Here is an 18,611-nt window from a genome sequence, read left to right on the forward strand (position 1 = left end):
CGTCAAAGTTCTGTTAGATGTGCACAATCAGGATTGGCTAAACGATAAATTACTCTATGATGGAAGGACATTTGTTTAGCATAGGTCTACCTAATGAAGTTTGTACCAAAGATGTTAGCAACGTCTCTTACTGCTGCGTTGAGTGCTGTGAGCTTTCCATCACTGGCTGACTCTCCATCCTTTCCGCATATTTCAACAACAGGTTATGGTGAAGTCATCGCGACACCAGATATGGCGACATTCTCAGTGAGAGTGGTAGAGTCAACGATGACGGCTGAACAGGCTAAAAGTACTGTTGATAAAGTGGTAACGGGCTTTCTAAATAAGCTGCACCAAGCGGGCGTAGATGAGGCGAGCGTACACAGCTCTAATCTGTACCTATCTCCTCAGTACCATTATCCAAAAGATGGCAAACCAGAATTGGTTGGCTACCGCGCTTCACGTAATGTGACCGTTCAAGTGAATGAGCTAGCTAATCTTAATGAGTACATGGATATTGCTATTGGTCAGGGCATTAACCAGATCGATAACATTCAACTGCAGGTACGTGATCAAGCTAAGTATCAAGAACAAGCGCGCTTAGAAGCCATCAAGGATGCGCGTTCGAAAGCGAAATCATTAGCGAGTGGTTTTGAGCGTGAGCTAGGTGATGTTTGGCGTGTTGATTACAATGCACAATCTTCTCAGCCTGTGCTAATGCGTTCAATGGCGATGGATGCAAGAACAGAATCGAACTCTTATGAAGACTCAACGATCACCATTCGCGACCGCGTTAATGTGATCTACCAGATCGAAGAGTAATGACATCGCTATAGAGGTTTTTGGATCATGATGATCTAATTACCTATGATAGGCCAAATACTAAAAAGGCTCTCAAAATGAGAGCCTTTTTGTTTTTACTAATATCGAGTTCGATGATTAGTGAAGTAGACGAGCACGGATTGTGCCTTCGATCTCTTTCAGTTTAAGCAGTGCTTCTTCTGAACGATCCGCTTCTACATCGATAACTACATAACCCATATCAGCCGCAGTCTGTAGATACTGACCCGCGATGTTAATGCCTTCTTCAGCGAAGATGGTGTTGATCTGAGTTAGGATACCTGGGCGGTTTTCGTGAATGTGCAGCAAACGAGACGTGCCCGTGTGTAGCGGTAGAGATACCTCTGGGAAGTTAACACTTGATAGCGTAGAACCGTTATCAGAGTATTTCGCTAGCTTGCCAGCCACTTCAACACCGATATTCTCTTGTGCTTCCTGAGTTGAACCACCTACGTGAGGTGTAAGAATCACGTTGTCGAACTGCATCAATGGCGACTCAAACGGGTCTGCATTGGTTTTTGGTTCTGTTGGGAAAACGTCGATCGCTGCACCTGCAAGGTGACCAGAATCTAGAGCGCCACACAGAGCAGGGATGTCAACTACCGTGCCACGAGCTGCATTGATAAAGATAGAGCCAGGCTTCATGCGCTCGAACTCTTCTTTACCCATCATGTCTTTTGTTTCGTTGGTTTCAGGGACGTGTAAAGAGATCACATCACACTTATTCAGCAGTTCGGTCATGGTATGAACTTGCGTTGCGTTACCCAAAGACAGTTTGTTTTCAATGTCGTAGAAGTAAACACGCATGCCAAGGTTTTCAGCAATAATACCCAGTTGAGTACCGATGTGACCGTAGCCAATAATACCTAAACGCTTACCACGAGCTTCGTAAGAGTTGTCTGCACTCTTTTTCCAGATACCACGGTGAGCAAGAGCATTCTTCTCTGGAATACCGCGAAGCAGTAATAGAACCTGACCTAGAACGAGTTCAGCAACACTTCGAGTGTTTGAGAACGGTGCATTGAAAACAGGGATACCGCGCTTTGCTGCTGCTTGAAGGTTGACTTGGTTAGTACCAATACAGAAACAACCGACTGCAACCAGCTTTTCAGCCGCATCAATAACTTCTTGGGAGATGTTGGTGCGAGAACGGATACCAATGAAATGAGCATCTTTAACTGCTTCAAGAAGTTCATCTTCAGGTAGTGAGCCTTTGTGGTACTCAATATTTGTGTAACCAGCGGCTTGCAGTACTTCTACAGAAGAAGGGTGAAGACCTTCTAGAAGTAGAATTTTTATTTTTTCTTTTTCCAGTGAAACTTTGGCCATTGTTCTCGTCCTTAAAATGGAAAGGTTGGGCAAATGCGGCGCACGTGCTACAAAATGGCTGAAAGGGGAACAAATTCACCACTTTGTTAGGAGACAAACGTTTTCCCTGTGCGTCTTCTGAACAATAAAGTAACAAAAAAAAAATGTTTTGGGTAAGAAAATTACGGAATAAGACATAATTTTACAGCAATAAAGCAAAAAAAACGGCGCCCTAGGGCACCGTCTGTAATGAAGTAACAGAAAAACTCAATCTTCTATTATTTATTCTTCGATTTTTGCACCTTCAGGCGTGCCAGTGATAACTACATCAGCACCACGGTGAGCGAACAGACCAACCGTTACCACGCCAGCGATACCATTGATGATATCTTCTAGCTGTTTTGGGTTTTCGATCGCCATGCCGTACACATCTAGGATCACGTTGCCGTTATCGGTTGTGCAGCCTTCGCGGTAAACTGGGTCACCACCAAGCTTTACGAGTTCACGTGCTACGTATGAACGCGCCATTGGGATAACTTCAACAGGCAGTGGGAATTTACCCAACACATCAACTGCTTTGGTACCATCAACGATACAAATGAACTTATCAGAGATAGCTGCTACGATTTTTTCACGAGTCAAAGCAGCGCCGCCGCCTTTGATCATATCGCGAGAACCGTTAATCTCGTCAGCGCCATCAACATAGATGTCTAGCTTGAATACGTCGTTGCATTCGAATACTTTGATTTCTAGCGCTTCTAGTTTTTCAGTAGAGGCTACAGAGCTTGAAACCGCACCCTTGATTTTGTCTTTCATTGTGCCAAGTGCGTCGATGAAGTGATTTACTGTTGAGCCAGTACCTACACCTACAATGCTGCCTTCTTCAACATATTGAAGTGCTGCCCAGCCCGCTGCTTTTTTCATTTCATCTTGAGTCATGCCATTCTCCTGAATAAGGTCTTGCGCTTTGAATTAATCGTTTGCGTAATGATGAAGTTAACGTTTAGATATTGGGGTAACTTTTGGATATCGAGGTTAACGTTTGCGGCGCGATTATAGCGCTTTAATGGTTGTTTTCCCATTGCCAAGTTTTACTCGGAGTCACGATTTTAGGTAACGGAATGTCCCAACCTTCAATTGGTAAGCGATCGACATGTTGGCAATCGTGAGCAAGGCCAATAGGTGTTGCGCCATTGCCCGTCTCGAACCATCGAGCCAAAGTGCGATCGTAATATCCGCCGCCCATGCCTAAGCGATGCCCTTGAGAGTCAAAGCCCACCAATGGTGTGAGAATAAGATCGAGTTGTTGGCATGGTTTGACGAGCAATTGATTGAGCTGAGGTTCAACGATTCCGTACTTATTCAAAGCCGTCGGTGTGCTTGGCGAGTAGTGCAGAAACAGCAGATGTCCGGCAGAGAAGGGGTGCAATACTGGTAAATAAGTTTGCTTACCTTGCGCCCATAACCATTCAATTAAAGGCTGGGTATCGAGTTCGCCATCGATGGATATATAGAGTGCAATATGCTGAGCAGATTGAACTTCATCAAGCTGAGCACACTGCTGGACTAAATCTAAACCGGATTGAGTTTGTTGTTCGCTAGATAGGGAGTTACGTTTGATGCGGATCTGTTTGCGAAATTCGCTGCGTGTGAGCGTCTTCATAAGAAGGGATACCCCAAAGTGCCGTTGAGAATAGATGGCCCTTGAACCAGCGAGTTCAAGGCGGATCAGCAATGATTACCGTAGGCTTCTCGGCGGACCGAGCATGCTCAATAGCACTCAAGTACTAACCCTTAGGGATTGCTTATCGGCTCGGGGACGTGAATCCTCTGACAAACACTCCAGGGTAAATTTTGTGTACGCTATTGCTGTCCGTGCTTAACTTTACTGAGGACATCTGAAAGTGATGTCGTGAGCTGTTCCATTCGCTCGGTCAGTGCGTTTTGTTCGTCGTTTGCTTCAAACTTCTTGGTTTGTAGCTCATAACAAATATTCAGAGCTGCGATCGTTAGCAGCTTTACTTCATTGGTTACCTTAGTACGTTCAGCCATCTCTTTCAATCGATTATCAAGATCGGCCGCCGCTGCAATCAATGACTCTTCTTGCCCTGGGGGACAATTCACTCGAGTCAGTTTTCCTAATATTTCAACGTCTACCGCTTGATTACTCATGATGGATGAACTCTTTAACGCACTATTTAAGGCTGTTGCTCTTTATCATTTTTTGAGAAAGAAAAAGTGCAAGTACCGATGAGGAAGCAATCTCCTCTGAGGGAGAAACTATAGGTAAACCGCTATTAAGATTCAAGCTTTTCAGAGTGACTGTTTGTAAATGAGAGCTTGAGCACACAGTAATTCAGCAAATTGAACAATTGGTAGTCAGTCATCCTTCAATTGCTCAGGATCGACGCTTACCAGAATTGGGGTGAAGTGGTACGATTATACTATCGATATAAAGAATAACTGAGCGAGCTATCTGATGAGCGAAACTACTTTACCTGACTACCTAACGGTTGCGACTGAACTTCAATCGGCAAGCCTAGCCGTAAATCCTGCTGAGATGCATGGCTTATTAACGGGTATGTTGAGCGGAGGCTTAAACCTAGCAGATAAAAGCTGGCAACCACTTATCTTTGATTACACCAATGAAGGCATGGGGTGGCCAGATCGCGCATTAACGTTAGCGGAAGCGACCTTAAAAGTAACGACCAGCGAAATCACAGGTTCAGGCATGGAATTGTCTATGTTATTGCCTGATGAAGACGCAAGCGCAAGCTTGTTTGATTTAGCTGACGGTGTGTCTGATTGGATTAACCACTTTATCTCTGGCCTGGGTCTAGTTGGTGCTCAATTAAATAAAGCGTCTGATGGTACCAAAGAAGCATTAGCTGATCTTGAAGAGATGGCCAAGCTAGGCATTGACGAAGAAGATGATTTGGAAGAGCAAGCGCAACTTCTAGAGCAAGTTATTGAGCACGTAAAAGCGTGTGCATTAACGATTCATGCTGAATTCGGCGCTCGCCCATCTGAAGATGCGGCTCCAACCATTCATTAATCCGCTTGTCGGTTTGAGGTTATAATGGCTCAGTATGATGTTGTAATTGCTGGTGGCGCAATGGCAGGGGCAACCTTAGCCCTTGCTTTGAATCACCTCAGTCAAGGTTCACTATCGATCGCGGTAGTAGAGCCTTATCAGGTTGATCATCAAGCTCATCCAGGGTTTGATTCTCGTTCGATTGCTTTGTCCTATGGCACGGTGCAGATCCTGGATTCTTTGCAGTTGTGGCAATCTATCGCTCCAGTAGCGACCCCGATTAAAGATATCCATGTTTCGGATAGAGGACATGCCGGAATGACAGACATCTACAGTGAAGAGCTTGCTGTAGATGCGCTTGGCTACGTGGTCGAGTTAGCCGATGTGGGGCGAATCTATCAACAGAAACTTGAATCAGAAGCGGCAATTACCATGCTTTGCCCTGAGTCTGTCAGTAAAGTTGAACGTGAAGAAGCGTTGACGACGATTGAACTGACAAGTGGGCAAACCATAACGACTAAGTTATTGGTTGCAGCTGATGGTGCAATCTCAACCTGTTGCCAACAGCTCAATATCTCATTGAGTGAGCACGACTTTGAGCAAGTCGCTGTGATTGCCAATATCGTGGCGAGTGAACCTCACCAAGGTCGCGCATTTGAGCGCTTTACCCATCATGGGCCAGTCGCTCTATTGCCGATGAGTGATAACCGTTTGTCTTTGGTTTGGTGTTTACCGCCGGAGCAAGTCGATAAAGTTATGGCTTTTAACGACGACGAATTCCTTGAGCAGCTTCAGAGCGATTTTGGTTGGCGACTTGGCCGATTAGAGAAAGTCGGCAAGCGTGCGAGCTATCCACTGATTCTTCGTCACCGACAGCAAAATATCTCTCATCGATTCGCGATTGTTGGTAATGCTGCTCAAACGCTTCACCCCATTGCGGGGCAAGGCTTTAACCTAGGTATCCGAGACGTGGCTTCCTTGGCAGAAGAGTTGTGTACTCAGTTGGATGATGTGGGTCGTTACCGTGGTCTTGTTAACTTTAGAAAACGTAGAGAACAAGATAGAGACGCAACGATCACGTTGACTTCAAGCCTAGTTCACCTGTTCTCAAACGATTTTTTGACCGCTCGTATTGGGCGAAATCTTGGGTTAGCCGTAATTGATAGCCTCCCACCACTTAAAGGTCCACTTTTGCGTCATACGCTTGGCCTAGTAGAAAGATAAGGTAATAAATAATGATGCAAAGTGTTGATATTGCGATTGTCGGTGGAGGCATGGTTGGCCTAGCGCTTGCCGCTGCACTGAAAGACAGCGATCTAAGAATTGCCGTGATAGAGGGCAAAGCACCTAGCGAAGGGCTCAGTGAATTACCTGATGTGCGTGTGTCGGCATTGAGCCGTTCGAGTGAAGTCGTTCTTCGTAATCTAGGCGCATGGCAAGGTATCGAACAAAGACGTGCAGCACCGTATCAAGCAATGGAAGTGTGGGAGCAAGACAGCTTTGCCCGTATTGAGTTTGACTCGACACGCTTGGCTCAGCCTAATCTTGGTCATATCGTTGAAAACCGTGTGATTCAATTAGCATTGCTTGATCAGGTTAAGAAGCAAGACAACGTCAGCCTGTATATGCCTGCAACGTGTAAAACGATGGCGATTGGCGAGAGCGAAGCGTGGTTAACCCTAGATAACGGCCAAGCGCTGACCGCTAAGTTAGTGGTTGGAGCGGATGGCGCAAACTCTTGGGTTCGTAAGCAGCAAGATATCCCATTAACACATTGGGATTACGGACACAGTGCGATTGTCGCGAACATCAAAACCACAGAGCCGCACAACAGCGTTGCCCGTCAAATATTTACACCTCAAGGCCCACTGGCGTTTCTACCAATGCAGCCAAGTAACATGAGCTCAATTGTTTGGTCTACGGAGCCTAATCGTGCCGAGAAGCTTGTATCAATGTCGGATGCTGATTTTAATAAGCAGCTAACGGCAGAGTTCGACTCAAAACTTGGTTTATGCGAAGTGGTTGGTGACCGTTTTACCTTCCCACTGCGCATGCGTTATGCGCGTGACTTTGTTGTAGAGCGTGTCGCTTTGGTGGGGGATGCTGCTCATACTATTCACCCATTAGCAGGGCAAGGCGTGAACCTTGGCCTATTAGATGCTGCAAGCTTAGCGCAAGAGCTGTTAACGCTTTGGGCTGCTGGCGAGGACATTGGTACCAAGCGTAACCTTCGTGGCTACGAGCGCTGGAGAAAAGCAGAGGCGGCGAAGATGATCGCTTCAATGCAGGGCTTTAAAGATCTGTTTGAAGGCGATAACCCAGCTAAGAAGCTGATTCGTGGTATCGGTATGAAGATTGCGGGTCAATTACCGGGTGCGAAAGATGAGATCATGAAGCGAGCGCTAGGTTTGTCGGGCAATCTTCCCGATTTAGCTAAGCGTCCAGTTACGCACTAATAATCAACAATCGCAAATCAATAGTCGCGCACGGGTGAGCCGTTGTGATGGTTAGTCGCTAAAGTTAATCGCAATTGACGACATCATGAACACGAAAAAAGGGTTGGCACAATGCCAACCCTTTTTGTTTCTAATTCTTAAAATATCAGATCATGCGTACGCGCAGCGCAGTTTCATGATTTCACTATTTATTTCTTTCACGGTTTGAAAGTGACGCTTCTCTGCTCGGTCTGGTAATACGAGTTTACCGTTATCAAACTCAAATTTACCTACGCCGTAAATGTAGATTCGTCCTTTGAAAAGTCGACTTACATGTTTAGCAATCATACTCGGTGTATAGCGCTTAAACAGTCTCATTTTTAATTATCCTTATATTTACCTAGCCTGCATATTATAGAAAAACTCCGAGATAATTATTGTGATAAGCATGGAGTAATATGCAGTAGAGTTAACGTTAATTAGATATTTGTGCTGTTCTAAGCACTTTCTTCAGTAAATATCTATTTTTACGTGAGCTCCTCCCCAAAATAATACTGAGTAGTGAACTGCTACGAACTTTCCTATCCGGTATTAAGCAGTGCTAATGTTACAAGTATAAGAATAGGCGGGATTTTTTTGTTTGTGTAATCAAATTGTAAATTTTGAACAAAAAAAGCCCGTCTAAAACGGGCGAATAGTCACAGATGCATTACACAAAAGTGGATACTGATGTTACTCAGTGGATTCACTTGTACTGATTTGCTTAAAGGCTAGTCAGTAAAATCACAATAACGCAAATTCAACCTTATGACTACTTATGCTTTTATTTTGAGTAATTATTTAGTGTGGGTGTGTTTTTCTTATGACGAAGTTCACACTAAAAATGTACTCAATGAAATATTAAAATGAAGTTTGCGAAGCATGATCTGTTCGAAACGTTCATCGACTGATGTCAGCGATGATCGGCGCACATAGTGCTATGAGATCATTGGGATCCAACGCAACACCAGCTATTCGATTACCCGAGCTAATGGTAACGGTCGAGTTGCTCTGAATGGAAGGATCAAAAATGATCGGCATGTATCTCTTTAGAGCAAGAGGCCCAACACATCCAGCTTTAAAGCCGGTGATGGCTTCAACATCAGCGAGTGATACGCAGGTCATTCGACGGCAATTCAGTACCGAGCGTACTTTCTTTGGATCGATAGAGCGATCGCCAGCAGTGCAGGCCAACGCATACTGGTTTCCCATATCCTTAAGCAGGATGCACTTGACCATTTGAGAGGCATTAATGCCTCGTTCTTGCGCGGTTTCTTCGATGCTGGTGGTGGGTTTACTTTGCATCAGCAGGCGATACTTCACCTGCTGTTGATCCAGCCATTGTGTAATCAGTGTTTCCACGTGGCTACTCTTCGTCAAGGCTGTAAGGCAGTGGCAGGATATTCCACACTTGATCAGGCTGCGCAGTCAATCGAAGCTGAACATCGTCATCCAGGTTGTTTGGCAATACCATTAAACCAATCGCTTGGTTATCAGCAAATTGATAGACGTTTAATAGTCGGCCTGCGCCACGCCAGTTTTCACCTACGCTACGCTCTAGTTCAATAGGGTTATCTAGTGTTAGCACTTCCCCTGTTGGGCCAGAAACAATGCGCATTTCACGCTTGTTCATGCCACGGTATTTAGCACGAGCAATTGTTTCTTGACCTGTGTAACAGCCTTTTGAAAAGCTGATACCGCCAATCGCTTGCAGGTTGAGTGCTTGAGGGATGTGTTCGTTTTGCTCTGCTTTCGATAGGTTCGGCTGAGCATCAAGAATTTCATGATACTGCCAAAGCGCTTCTGATACTTTTTCTGCAGTGCAGCTTGATACCAAGGCTTCTGCTGCTTCTTGCGTAACAAGTAGAGCCCAACGGTTGTCAGAGACTTGAACAGCGGTGCCACCAGAGATTACACGCACTTTACCTTGGCTTTCTGAAACTGAGTCAATGTATTGATCAGCTGACGCGCCCATGACACCGATAACAACGTCAGACGTTTGCTCGATATCAACCTTAGAGAATACAGCGTATTTCTTGATTTCAACTAATTCGACTTCAATCGCAGACTTAGGCTGCATGAGTGCGTAGCCACCGTTGTGGTGGAACAAGCGAAAGATACTCCATACCTTTCCTTTCGCATCACAATGCGCACCTAATGTCGATTCATCATTAGGAAGAGTGACGACATCACACGTTACTTGACCCTGTAAGTACGACTTTTTGTCGTCGCCTATCATGGTAATTGCGCTCCAATCTGACACGTGTGTCATCATCAGTTCTGGAAGCGATTCATTTTGCGTATGAGCGAGCGGCTGAAATGTGTTTTTCCAATCCATTTTATCTTTCCTAAGAATTTTATTTGGCTCTATGTTAATCCGGTTCTGTTTCTTTGTCAGCTTAGGTTTTTTTGTGAGCTTAGATAGGGACTGTGACTCACATAGTAGTTGCAGAGCGTATGACTTGTTACACTCCGAGAAAGAAAAATTATAGGTGAGGATAGCCAATGTACACTGCAGAGCAGAAAGCACGAATTAAATGGGGTTGCCGTCGTGGCATGTTGGAACTTGACGTAGTTATCATGCCATTTTTCGAAGAGTGTTTTGATTCATTGCAAGAGCAGGAGCAGCGTGAGTTTGTTTCTCTATTAGAGTGTGATGACCCAGACCTGTTTACTTGGGTAATGGGACACGGACGCAGTGAAAACCTAGGCCATGCTTCAATGGTTGATAAAATTGTCGCGCATAACCTCAGCAAGGTTCGTTAAGCTTCAGCTTAACCCTTCGTATTCCGCATTATTTGCAAAAGGCACTGTTTTGGGGTGCCTTTTGTTTTTCATCGTTTTCTCTTCTATTCCACTCGCTGTTGCCCTCTATTGTTTAGCTTTAGTGTTCAGTTTGTTTAAAGCCAGTCACGTAATCTTGAATACAGCACATGGGTGCTTTGACTATAAAGAAGATGGCGAGATCCGACTCAATGAACAAGCCTACACACTTAAGTCCGTTGATAAGATTTGGGCGCAGTTCTTCGTTAAATTGCAGTTTGAGTGCGGATATTCAGTCTTGTTGTGGCGAGATAGTTGCAATGAACGTGAATATCGACACTTCTTGGCGCATTTGCAACGAGTCCGTTTGATAAACGAAAGCATTGGATAAACAAGAACCAAAGATAAAAGAAAAGGGAGCTCTAGGCTCCCTTCGTTTTTCCATGACCAAAAATTAAGACTGGCTTTTCTCTGGTGTCAGAATGGTTGGGCCGCTGTCTTCTGCAAGTTCAGGGTAATCCAGCGTGTAGTGTAGGCCGCGGCTCTCTTTACGTTGCATTGCACAGCGAACCATCAACTCAGCCACTTGTAGTAAGTTACGCAGTTCTAATAGGTTATTTGAAACCTTAAAGTAGCTGTAATACTCGTGAGTCTCTTGCTGCAACATCTGGATACGACGCATTGCGCGCTCAAGACGTTTATCAGTACGCACGATGCCCATGTAATCCCACATGAATAGACGTAGCTCATGCCAGTTGTGCTGAATGATAACCTCTTCATCACTGTTGGTGACTTGGCTTTCATCCCATGCCGGAAGTTCAGCGCACAGTTGAGATTGGTCGATGTTTTCAACGATATCTTTTGCTGCTGCCCACGCGTATACCACACACTCAAGCAGTGAGTTTGAAGCCATGCGGTTTGCACCGTGCAAGCCGGTATAACTCACTTCGCCAATCGCATATAGGTTAGTGAGGTCGGTTTGACCTTGCTTATTGACCATGACACCACCACAAGTGTAGTGAGCTGCCGGAACGATTGGAATCGGTTCTTTGGTCATATCAATCCCCAAATCCATCAAGCGAGTATGGATCATTGGGAAATGCGTTGTGATGAATTCTTCAGGCTTGTGGCTGATATCAACATACATGCAGTCAGCACCTAAGCGCTTCATTTCAAAGTCAATCGCACGAGCAACTACATCACGTGGAGCCAATTCACCGCGCTCATCGAAGTCCTTCATAAAGCGAGACCCATCTGGGCGACGTAAATAGGCACCTTCACCACGCAATGCTTCCGTTAGTAGGAAGTTACGCGCTTCTGGGTGGAATAAGCAAGTCGGGTGGAACTGGTTGAACTCAAGGTTTGCCACACGACAACCCGCACGCCAAGCGATAGCAATACCATCACCTGAAGAGACATCTGGGTTAGAGGTGTATTGGTAAACCTTTGAAGCGCCGCCTGTTGCTAATACAACAAATTTAGCGCGCACGGTTTCAACGTGTTCTTGGTTACGGTTCCAAATATAGGCTCCGATAACCTTGTCTTTCGAACCACCTATCTTATCTTCGGTGATTAAATCCAGCGCATTATGACGCTCGAAGATCTCGATATTTGGGTGATTCTTGACGTTATCTTGCAGTGAGGTTTGCATCGCCATGCCAGTTGCATCGGCAGCGTGCAGAATTCTGCGGTGACTGTGGCCGCCCTCACGAGTGAGGTGATATTTTGGTTGGCCTTCTGTGCTGTTCTCATCTTTATCAAATGGAACACCACCATCAATCAGCCATTGCACACACTCTTTAGCATTTTCAGCAATGAATTGAACGGTATCTTCTTCGCATAACCCAGCCCCAGCAATTTGAGTATCTTCTACATGAGACTCAATACTGTCCGATTCATCGAACACCGCAGCAATACCACCTTGTGCGTAATACGTCGATCCTTCGCTGCGTGGTCCTTTGCTTAATACAATTACTTTTGCATGTTCTGCTACGCGTAAGGCTAATGACAAACCTGCCGCACCACTTCCTACCACTAATACATCACACTGATGTTCTCGGTTTGCGTTCATAAAACTTATTAAATCCCGGGCTATAGTCGCGTTGTCCATGCTCAATTGACTTCGTCTTGTTTTAGGAGTTTGGGTAAGACTGTTATAATCTTTCCCTAGTCATCCTAAAACACGACACAAAATCAATATATAGACAGCTATCTAGAAATATTTAATTGCTCAATACCATTGCTTTTGCTCAAGTTTCCCCAAATTGATAGGGATAACTATTTTTATTACATCACATTGTGAAACAATAATGGCAAATAATTTTAGGAAAGTTGGAACTTTCGGTATTTGGCTTAGTCACAATAGTGCTCTTGTAGACGGTGGTGTCAATACTACATTTCGCATAATTAGTACCCATATCTGTGAAGGTAAGGGTTATAACAATAGGAGTACCCGCTCGAATGAACGAGCAGCTAACCGATCAAGTGTTGATTGAGCGAGTTCAGAGTGGAGATAAGCAGGCATTTAACTTATTAGTGGTTAAGTATCAAAACAAAGTTTGTAATCTTATCTCTCGATACGTGAATAATTCCGGTGATGTACCTGATGTAGCACAAGAAGCTTTTATTAAAGCTTACCGCGCGATACCTAACTTTCGTGGTGAGAGTGCTTTCTATACATGGTTGTACCGAATTGCCGTGAACACCGCTAAAAATCATATTGTTGCCCAGAGCCGCAGGCCGCCAGCAACAGATGTAGATGCAGAAGATGCAGAATATTACGAAACAGGCAGCGCGTTAAAAGAAATATCGAACCCTGAGAACTTAACGCTGTCAAAAGAATTGAAACAAGTTGTTTTTGGAGCGATTGAAGCGCTACCCGAAGACTTAAAAACTGCAATGACGTTGCGTGAGCTCGAAGGTTTGAGCTACGAAGAGATTGCAGAAGTAATGGATTGCCCTGTAGGAACCGTACGTTCGCGTATTTTCCGAGCTCGTGAAGCGGTAGAAAAGAAAATTAAACCTCTTTTACAACGCTAGAACTTGTAATAATTATGGTGAAAATAATGGCTGATAAAGAAAAGCTTTCGGCACTCATGGATGGTGAAACGATCGATAAAGCTCTCATAGTAGATCTCGAATCTGATCAAGAAAGCATGGATACCTGGCAGAGTTACCATTTAATTGGTGATGTTATGCGTGGGGATGCGCCAGAAACTCCAGAGTGGAACATTGCTAACAGTGTAGCGGCAGCGCTTGATGATGAGCCTGTACATGGTTCAATGTCGAACCTGCACCAAGTGAATGTTGAACCTACTGTTGCTCCAATTGAAGAGCAGCCTAAACCTCAGCAAGCGAAGCGTCAGCTTCCTGCATGGTTACAACAGTTTGGACAAGTTGCCGTGGCGGCGTGTGTTTCATTAGCAGTTGTATTAGGTGTTCAGCAATATGGCGGCAGCGATCCTGCAGCTCCAGAGCAGTTGCCTGTACTCCAGACGATTCCATTTGCAGGTTCTGCGGAACCAGTAAGCTTAACGCGTGACTCTGTTGAGAGACCTGCATCTGAAGCTAACATGCAAGAGCAACGCAAACGCGTTCATGCATTGTTAGAAGATTATGAGCTACAACTAAGATTAAACAGTGATGCATCGCCAATGGAAGATGCACACCTAGAATCGGATATTGAATGAAGAAAATCCTGGTCAGTGCACTGACACTGTTCAGCTTGATGTCTCCAACAGCCTTTGCAGAGGAAACCACTGCAAAGGCCTTGTTACATCAAATGAACGAGGCCAGTCAGCATCTAAATTACGAACTCTCCTACATATTGATAAAGAAGAGCAGTATTGAACCTCTGCTTTATCGTCATGCAGTTAACGACGACCAACAACTTGCACACCTTGTTTATCTAAGCGGCCCTGTTCGTGAGGTTATTCGACGTGGCAATGAAGTTAGCTACATCGAACCGGGTACAGAGCCATTTACTATTCAGTCTGGCAGCATGGTTGCACCTGTCATACCGATGATTAATCGAGATATCGATTCTCTCAACCAATACTACGATTTTGTAAAAGTTGGGCGTTCTCGTGAAGCGGGCAGTACCACGCAAGTATTACGCGTCGTGCCGAAAGACGGCCTTCGCTATTCTTACGTGGTTTGGGTAGACGAGAAAACAAGCCTTCCTTTGCGTGCCGACCTTTTGGACCGTGATGGCGAAGTGCTTGAACAGTACCGCACGATCTCTTACGTGGTGAACGACAAGATTGCTGAGGCGATGGGTGGCTTGAACCAAGCTCAATTACCAAAAGTCTTATCACTGCCGGAAGGCTTGGTGAGTGAAACTAACTGGCAAGCGTCTTGGGTGCCAGAAGGATTTAAATCGAAAGAACTCAGCCGTTACCAAATGGCTGCGACCGAGAAAATGGTTGAAAGCCAGCTTTTCAGTGATGGATTATTTAGCTTTTCGGTTTATATCGCCGATAAAGACGAACATTCATTGAAAGGACAGCTGGTACGCCAAGGGCGAAGAACCTTGCACAGCTTAGTGATTGGCGACAAAGAAATCTCTGTGGTTGGTGATATTCCGCCAGCAACGGCCAAGCGTATCGCTCAATCCGTCACGTTCAATAAACCGGCACCAGCGCAATGATGACTGCGTTGGCAACCGTTAGCTCAGTCGAACAAAAAGGTAAGCAATATTTTGTTCAACTGAGTTGCGAACAACAAACCAGTTGCAGTAGCTGCTCATCTCAAAAAAGCTGCGGAACGGGTATTGTGAGCAAGGCTGTTGGCAATAAATCCTTGTTTTGGCAGCTTAAAACCCAAAGCCTAGTCAAAGCAGGCCAGATCGTAGAAATTGGCTTTCCAGAAAAAAGCCTACTTCAGTCTGCAGCTATTGTTTATCTTATCCCGCTTTTCATGTTGATGGTTGGTGCTGGTTTTGGACAACTCTTGTTACAACCCTTATTCCAAGGGGGCGAGGGCATTGTTATCTTAACTGCAGCGCTGTTTACTGCTGGTGGTATTGGTTTGGCGAAGCGCTTAGCTAAACCAATGGAAGACAAATCCAAGCAAGAAGTTGTCTTGATTAGAATCCTAGGCAAGTCTCTCATCTAATTTATGATGCTTATTGCCCTTAAATTGGGTAGAATCTGCCAACTTGATTGAAATGCCGCCACCAATGCTGACTGTAGATTGGATGCGTTGCGGCTTTCTTATTATCCCTATTCAAAGAGTTTAGTCACACCAAGCCTATGAAGCACATTCGTAATTTTTCGATTATCGCCCACATCGACCACGGTAAGTCGACCCTTTCTGACCGCTTAATCCAAGTTTGTGGAGGGTTAAGTGAACGTGAGATGGCAGCTCAAGTCCTCGATTCTATGGATATAGAACGCGAGCGTGGTATTACAATTAAAGCGCAGAGTGTGACTTTAGATTACAAAGCTAAAGATGGTGAAACTTACCAACTTAACTTTATCGATACCCCTGGACACGTAGACTTCTCTTACGAAGTATCTCGCTCTCTAGCCGCTTGTGAAGGCGCGCTTCTTGTAGTGGATGCCGGCCAAGGTGTTGAAGCTCAAACTCTAGCAAACTGTTACACCGCGATCGAAATGGAACTGGAAGTAGTGCCAATCTTGAACAAGATTGACTTACCTGCTGCTGAACCTGAACGAGTTGCTGAAGAAATCGAAGAGATCGTTGGTATCGATGCGATGGAAGCGACGCGTTGTTCTGCAAAAACCGGTATCGGTGTTGATGACGTTCTTGAAAACATCGTAACGGCTATCCCGCCACCGGAAGGTGATCCAGAAGCGCCACTACAAGCTCTGATCATTGACTCTTGGTTCGATAACTACTTAGGCGTTGTTTCTTTGGTTCGTATCAAGAACGGTAAGCTGAAGAAGAACGACAAGATTAAAGTAATGTCGACAGAGCAAGTTTGGGGTGTTGACCGTCTAGGTATCTTCACACCTAAGCAAATCGACACAACTGAGTTAAATACTGGCGAAGTTGGCTGGGTTGTTTGTGGTATTAAAGACATCCTTGGCGCACCTGTTGGTGATACGTTGACGCTTGCAAAAGGCGGCAGCACAGAACGTCTACCTGGTTTCCAAAAAGTGAAGCCTCAAGTATACGCAGGTCTATTCCCAGTATCGTCTGATGACTACGAAAACTTCCGTGACGCACTAGGCAAACTAAGCCTGAACGATGCATCACTATTTTACGAACCAGAAAGTTCAGCAGCACTTGGCTTTGGTTTCCGTTGTGGCTTCTTAGGAATGCTTCACATGGAGATCATCCAAGAGCGTTTAGAGCGTGAATACGACCTAGACCTAATCACAACGGCACCAACCGTAGTGTACGAAGTTGTAAAAACGGATGGCACAATTCTTTATGTTGATAGCCCGGCTAAACTGCCTGCTATTAATGACTTAGAAGAAATTCGTGAACCGATTGCTCGCTGTAATATTCTGGTACCTTCGGATTACCTAGGCAACGTGATCACACTGTGTGTTGAGAAGCGTGGCGTGCAAGTCGACATGGTTTATCACGGTAACCAAGTTGCTGTGACGTACGATCTTCCAATGGCTGAGGTGGTTCTAGACTTCTTCGACCGTCTGAAGTCCACGTCTCGTGGTTATGCATCACTGGATTACAACTTCCAACGCTACGAAGCATCAAACATGGTACGTGTTGACGTATTGTTGAATGGTGAAACGGTTGATGCACTGGCGATCATTACACACAAAGATATTGCCCAGTCTCGTGGTCGTCTACTGGTTGAGAAGATGAAAGAATTCATCCCTCGCCAGATGTTTGATATCGCGATTCAAGCCGCGATTGGTAACCACATTATTGCTCGTTCTACAGTGAAACAACTGCGTAAGAACGTAATCGCAAAATGTTACGGTGGTGATATCAGTCGTAAGAAGAAACTTCTTAAGAAACAAAAAGAAGGTAAGAAGCGTATGAAGCAGATCGGTAACGTTGAACTGCCTCAAGAGGCATTCTTAGCAATCCTTCATGTTGGCAAAGACTAGGTATCAATCGCACTAACTATCTGCTGAACATTACTGGTTAAAATCGTTTATTTCTTTGTTGCAAAGATTTCAATTAGGCCCACTAGTCACTGCACTTTGCGCCTCGAACTAAACGATTTTTCCTGCGTAATCTTACCAGCATTTAGTCAGCATGATTGATACAAATTAGAAATATTAAGCAGAGTGAAAGAGTTATGCTCTTTCACTTTCGTTATTTTTAAAGAAATGAAATTTAAGGGATATCAATGGCTAATACATTTTCGCTTATCTTAGTGATCGTAACTCTAGTGACTGGCATTGTATGGGCGTTGGAAAAGTTTGTGTGGGCGAAGAAGCGCCAACAAAAACTGGCTGACGTTGAAGCACAGTCGAATGGCCTAGACGCTGCAACCAGCGCAAAAGTTACGGCTCAGCCTTGGTGGGTTGAGAACAGTGTGTCCATTTTCCCTGTAATTGCATTTGTTTTGGTTTTGCGTTCATTTATTTATGAACCGTTTCAAATTCCATCTGGCTCGATGATGCCAACACTATTGGTTGGTGATTTCATCTTGGTAGAAAAGTACGCTTATGGTCTAAAAGATCCTGTATGGCGCACTCAATTGGTAGAAACAGGCAAACCAGAACGTGGTGATTCAATCGTATTCAAATACCCACCTCAGCCGAATATCGACTACATCAAGCGTGTTATTGGTATGCCGGGTGATACCATTCGCTACAGCAGCAATAAAGAAATCTGCATTCAAGCGAAGGGTGGCAGTAGCTGTAAACCAGTGAAGTTGAGTAACGTTGAAGAAAGCCAATTTATTCAAGATGGTGTGCCTCTAATTCAGTTGAATGAACAACTGGGTGACGTGGAGCACCAAATCTTAGTTAACCCATTACGCCGTGATCGTGTGCAAGCATATCAACCTCGCAATGGTGTTAACGAGTGGATCGTTCCAGAAGGCCAATACTTTGTTATGGGTGATAACCGTGACAACAGTGCTGACAGCCGTTACTGGGGCTTTGTCCCTGAAGCAAACCTTGTTGGTAAGGCCGTTGCTATTTGGATCAGCTTCGAATTCGAACGCGGTTCAGACAGTGTACTTCCAACATGGATTCCTACTGGTGTGCGTTTTAATCGCATCGGTGGGATTCATTAATCGATCACATAACACATCGAGAGAG

Annotated in this window: 20 protein-coding genes and 1 other RNA gene; 12 read left to right on the plus strand and 9 right to left on the minus strand. The window is 44.8% G+C overall.

Features of this window, described 5'->3' with window-relative positions; all coding sequences use genetic code 11:
* Nucleotides 1-93 precede the first annotated feature (93 nt).
* Nucleotides 94-801 carry an oxidative stress defense protein gene (locus AB4407_RS11455; protein WP_372120636.1) on the plus strand — a complete coding sequence of 236 codons (708 nt, stop codon included), beginning with the start codon at nucleotides 94-96 and terminating at the stop codon, nucleotides 799-801.
* A 117-nt stretch (nucleotides 802-918) separates the two neighbouring features.
* On the opposite strand, the gene serA is transcribed toward AB4407_RS11455, so the two are convergent.
* From serA to zapA, 5 genes are all read right to left on the minus strand, one after another.
* Nucleotides 919-2,148 (minus strand): phosphoglycerate dehydrogenase, encoded by a 1,230-nt coding sequence (gene serA / locus AB4407_RS11460; protein WP_055319631.1) that lies wholly within the window; start codon nucleotides 2,146-2,148, stop codon nucleotides 919-921.
* A 261-nt stretch (nucleotides 2,149-2,409) separates the two neighbouring features.
* Entirely contained in the window at nucleotides 2,410-3,066 is a 657-nt protein-coding gene (gene rpiA / locus AB4407_RS11465; RefSeq protein WP_009847664.1) for a ribose-5-phosphate isomerase RpiA, read from the minus strand.
* Between the two features lie 124 nt (nucleotides 3,067-3,190).
* Nucleotides 3,191-3,790, minus strand: a complete 600-nt coding sequence (locus AB4407_RS11470; RefSeq protein WP_372120637.1) for a 5-formyltetrahydrofolate cyclo-ligase — start codon at nucleotides 3,788-3,790, stop codon at nucleotides 3,191-3,193.
* A 6-nt stretch (nucleotides 3,791-3,796) separates the two neighbouring features.
* Nucleotides 3,797-3,979: non-coding RNA, 6S RNA (gene ssrS, locus AB4407_RS11475), on the minus strand.
* Nucleotides 3,980-3,990: 11 nt separating this feature from the next.
* Complete coding sequence (gene zapA, locus AB4407_RS11480; RefSeq protein ID WP_004735366.1) at nucleotides 3,991-4,299, minus strand: cell division protein ZapA; 309 nt, start codon at nucleotides 4,297-4,299, stop codon at nucleotides 3,991-3,993.
* A 307-nt stretch (nucleotides 4,300-4,606) separates the two neighbouring features.
* Here zapA and AB4407_RS11485 point away from each other — a divergent pair, with 307 nt between their 5' ends.
* Genes AB4407_RS11485 through AB4407_RS11495 form a run of 3 tightly spaced genes read left to right on the plus strand, consistent with a single transcriptional unit; the run spans nucleotide 4,607 to nucleotide 7,617 of the window.
* Nucleotides 4,607-5,182: a YecA family protein gene (locus tag AB4407_RS11485; RefSeq protein ID WP_372120638.1), complete on the plus strand. Its 576-nt coding sequence runs from the start codon at nucleotides 4,607-4,609 to the stop codon at nucleotides 5,180-5,182.
* Between the two features lie 24 nt (nucleotides 5,183-5,206).
* A complete protein-coding gene (ubiH, locus tag AB4407_RS11490; RefSeq protein ID WP_372120639.1) occupies nucleotides 5,207-6,385 on the plus strand; it encodes a 2-octaprenyl-6-methoxyphenyl hydroxylase in 1,179 nt (392 codons plus the stop codon).
* A gap of 11 nt (nucleotides 6,386-6,396) precedes the next feature.
* Nucleotides 6,397-7,617, plus strand: a complete 1,221-nt coding sequence (locus AB4407_RS11495) for an FAD-dependent 2-octaprenylphenol hydroxylase (protein WP_372120640.1) — start codon at nucleotides 6,397-6,399, stop codon at nucleotides 7,615-7,617.
* A 150-nt stretch (nucleotides 7,618-7,767) separates the two neighbouring features.
* On the opposite strand, the gene AB4407_RS11500 is transcribed toward AB4407_RS11495, so the two are convergent.
* The 3 genes from AB4407_RS11500 to ygfZ form a co-directional block, all read right to left on the minus strand.
* Complete coding sequence (locus tag AB4407_RS11500) at nucleotides 7,768-7,974, minus strand: DUF1107 domain-containing protein (RefSeq protein WP_009847660.1); 207 nt, start codon at nucleotides 7,972-7,974, stop codon at nucleotides 7,768-7,770.
* 561 nt (nucleotides 7,975-8,535) lie between these two features.
* Nucleotides 8,536-8,997, minus strand: a complete 462-nt coding sequence (locus AB4407_RS11505; RefSeq protein WP_372120641.1) for an aminoacyl-tRNA deacylase — start codon at nucleotides 8,995-8,997, stop codon at nucleotides 8,536-8,538.
* Nucleotides 8,998-9,001: 4 nt separating this feature from the next.
* Complete coding sequence (gene ygfZ, locus AB4407_RS11510) at nucleotides 9,002-9,973, minus strand: tRNA-modifying protein YgfZ (RefSeq protein ID WP_372120642.1); 972 nt, start codon at nucleotides 9,971-9,973, stop codon at nucleotides 9,002-9,004.
* A gap of 167 nt (nucleotides 9,974-10,140) precedes the next feature.
* Between ygfZ and AB4407_RS11515 the strand changes: the two genes are divergently transcribed.
* Nucleotides 10,141-10,401: a succinate dehydrogenase assembly factor 2 gene (locus AB4407_RS11515; RefSeq protein WP_004735374.1), complete on the plus strand. Its 261-nt coding sequence runs from the start codon at nucleotides 10,141-10,143 to the stop codon at nucleotides 10,399-10,401.
* Nucleotides 10,349-10,789, plus strand: a complete 441-nt coding sequence (locus AB4407_RS11520) for a protein YgfX (protein WP_372120643.1) — start codon at nucleotides 10,349-10,351, stop codon at nucleotides 10,787-10,789. Before AB4407_RS11515 ends, AB4407_RS11520 begins: the two co-directional genes overlap by 53 nt.
* 63 nt (nucleotides 10,790-10,852) lie before the next feature.
* Here the strand turns inward: AB4407_RS11520 and nadB are convergent, their stop codons facing one another.
* Entirely contained in the window at nucleotides 10,853-12,469 is a 1,617-nt protein-coding gene (gene nadB / locus AB4407_RS11525) for an L-aspartate oxidase (protein ID WP_009847657.1), read from the minus strand.
* A 389-nt stretch (nucleotides 12,470-12,858) separates the two neighbouring features.
* On the opposite strand from nadB, the gene rpoE reads away from it, so the two are divergent.
* From rpoE to lepB, 6 genes are all read left to right on the plus strand, one after another.
* Nucleotides 12,859-13,437 carry an RNA polymerase sigma factor RpoE gene (gene rpoE, locus AB4407_RS11530; RefSeq protein WP_008223963.1) on the plus strand — a complete coding sequence of 193 codons (579 nt, stop codon included), beginning with the start codon at nucleotides 12,859-12,861 and terminating at the stop codon, nucleotides 13,435-13,437.
* A gap of 26 nt (nucleotides 13,438-13,463) precedes the next feature.
* On the plus strand, nucleotides 13,464-14,087 hold the full coding sequence (locus AB4407_RS11535) for an RseA family anti-sigma factor (RefSeq protein WP_372120644.1): 624 nt from the start codon (nucleotides 13,464-13,466) through the stop codon (nucleotides 14,085-14,087).
* Nucleotides 14,084-15,046, plus strand: a complete 963-nt coding sequence (gene rseB, locus AB4407_RS11540; RefSeq protein ID WP_372120645.1) for a sigma-E factor regulatory protein RseB — start codon at nucleotides 14,084-14,086, stop codon at nucleotides 15,044-15,046. Before AB4407_RS11535 ends, rseB begins: the two co-directional genes overlap by 4 nt.
* Nucleotides 15,043-15,513 carry a SoxR reducing system RseC family protein gene (locus AB4407_RS11545; RefSeq protein WP_372120646.1) on the plus strand — a complete coding sequence of 157 codons (471 nt, stop codon included), beginning with the start codon at nucleotides 15,043-15,045 and terminating at the stop codon, nucleotides 15,511-15,513. The genes rseB and AB4407_RS11545 overlap by 4 nt, the downstream gene beginning before the upstream one ends.
* 137 nt (nucleotides 15,514-15,650) lie before the next feature.
* Nucleotides 15,651-17,444 (plus strand): translation elongation factor 4, encoded by a 1,794-nt coding sequence (gene lepA / locus AB4407_RS11550; RefSeq protein ID WP_372120647.1) that lies wholly within the window; start codon nucleotides 15,651-15,653, stop codon nucleotides 17,442-17,444.
* A 245-nt stretch (nucleotides 17,445-17,689) separates the two neighbouring features.
* Entirely contained in the window at nucleotides 17,690-18,586 is an 897-nt protein-coding gene (lepB, locus tag AB4407_RS11555) for a signal peptidase I (protein WP_017103267.1), read from the plus strand.
* Nucleotides 18,587-18,611 lie beyond the last annotated feature (25 nt).

Source organism: Vibrio sp. 10N.261.46.E11 (assembly GCF_041472735.1).
Taxonomy (GTDB): domain Bacteria; phylum Pseudomonadota; class Gammaproteobacteria; order Enterobacterales; family Vibrionaceae; genus Vibrio.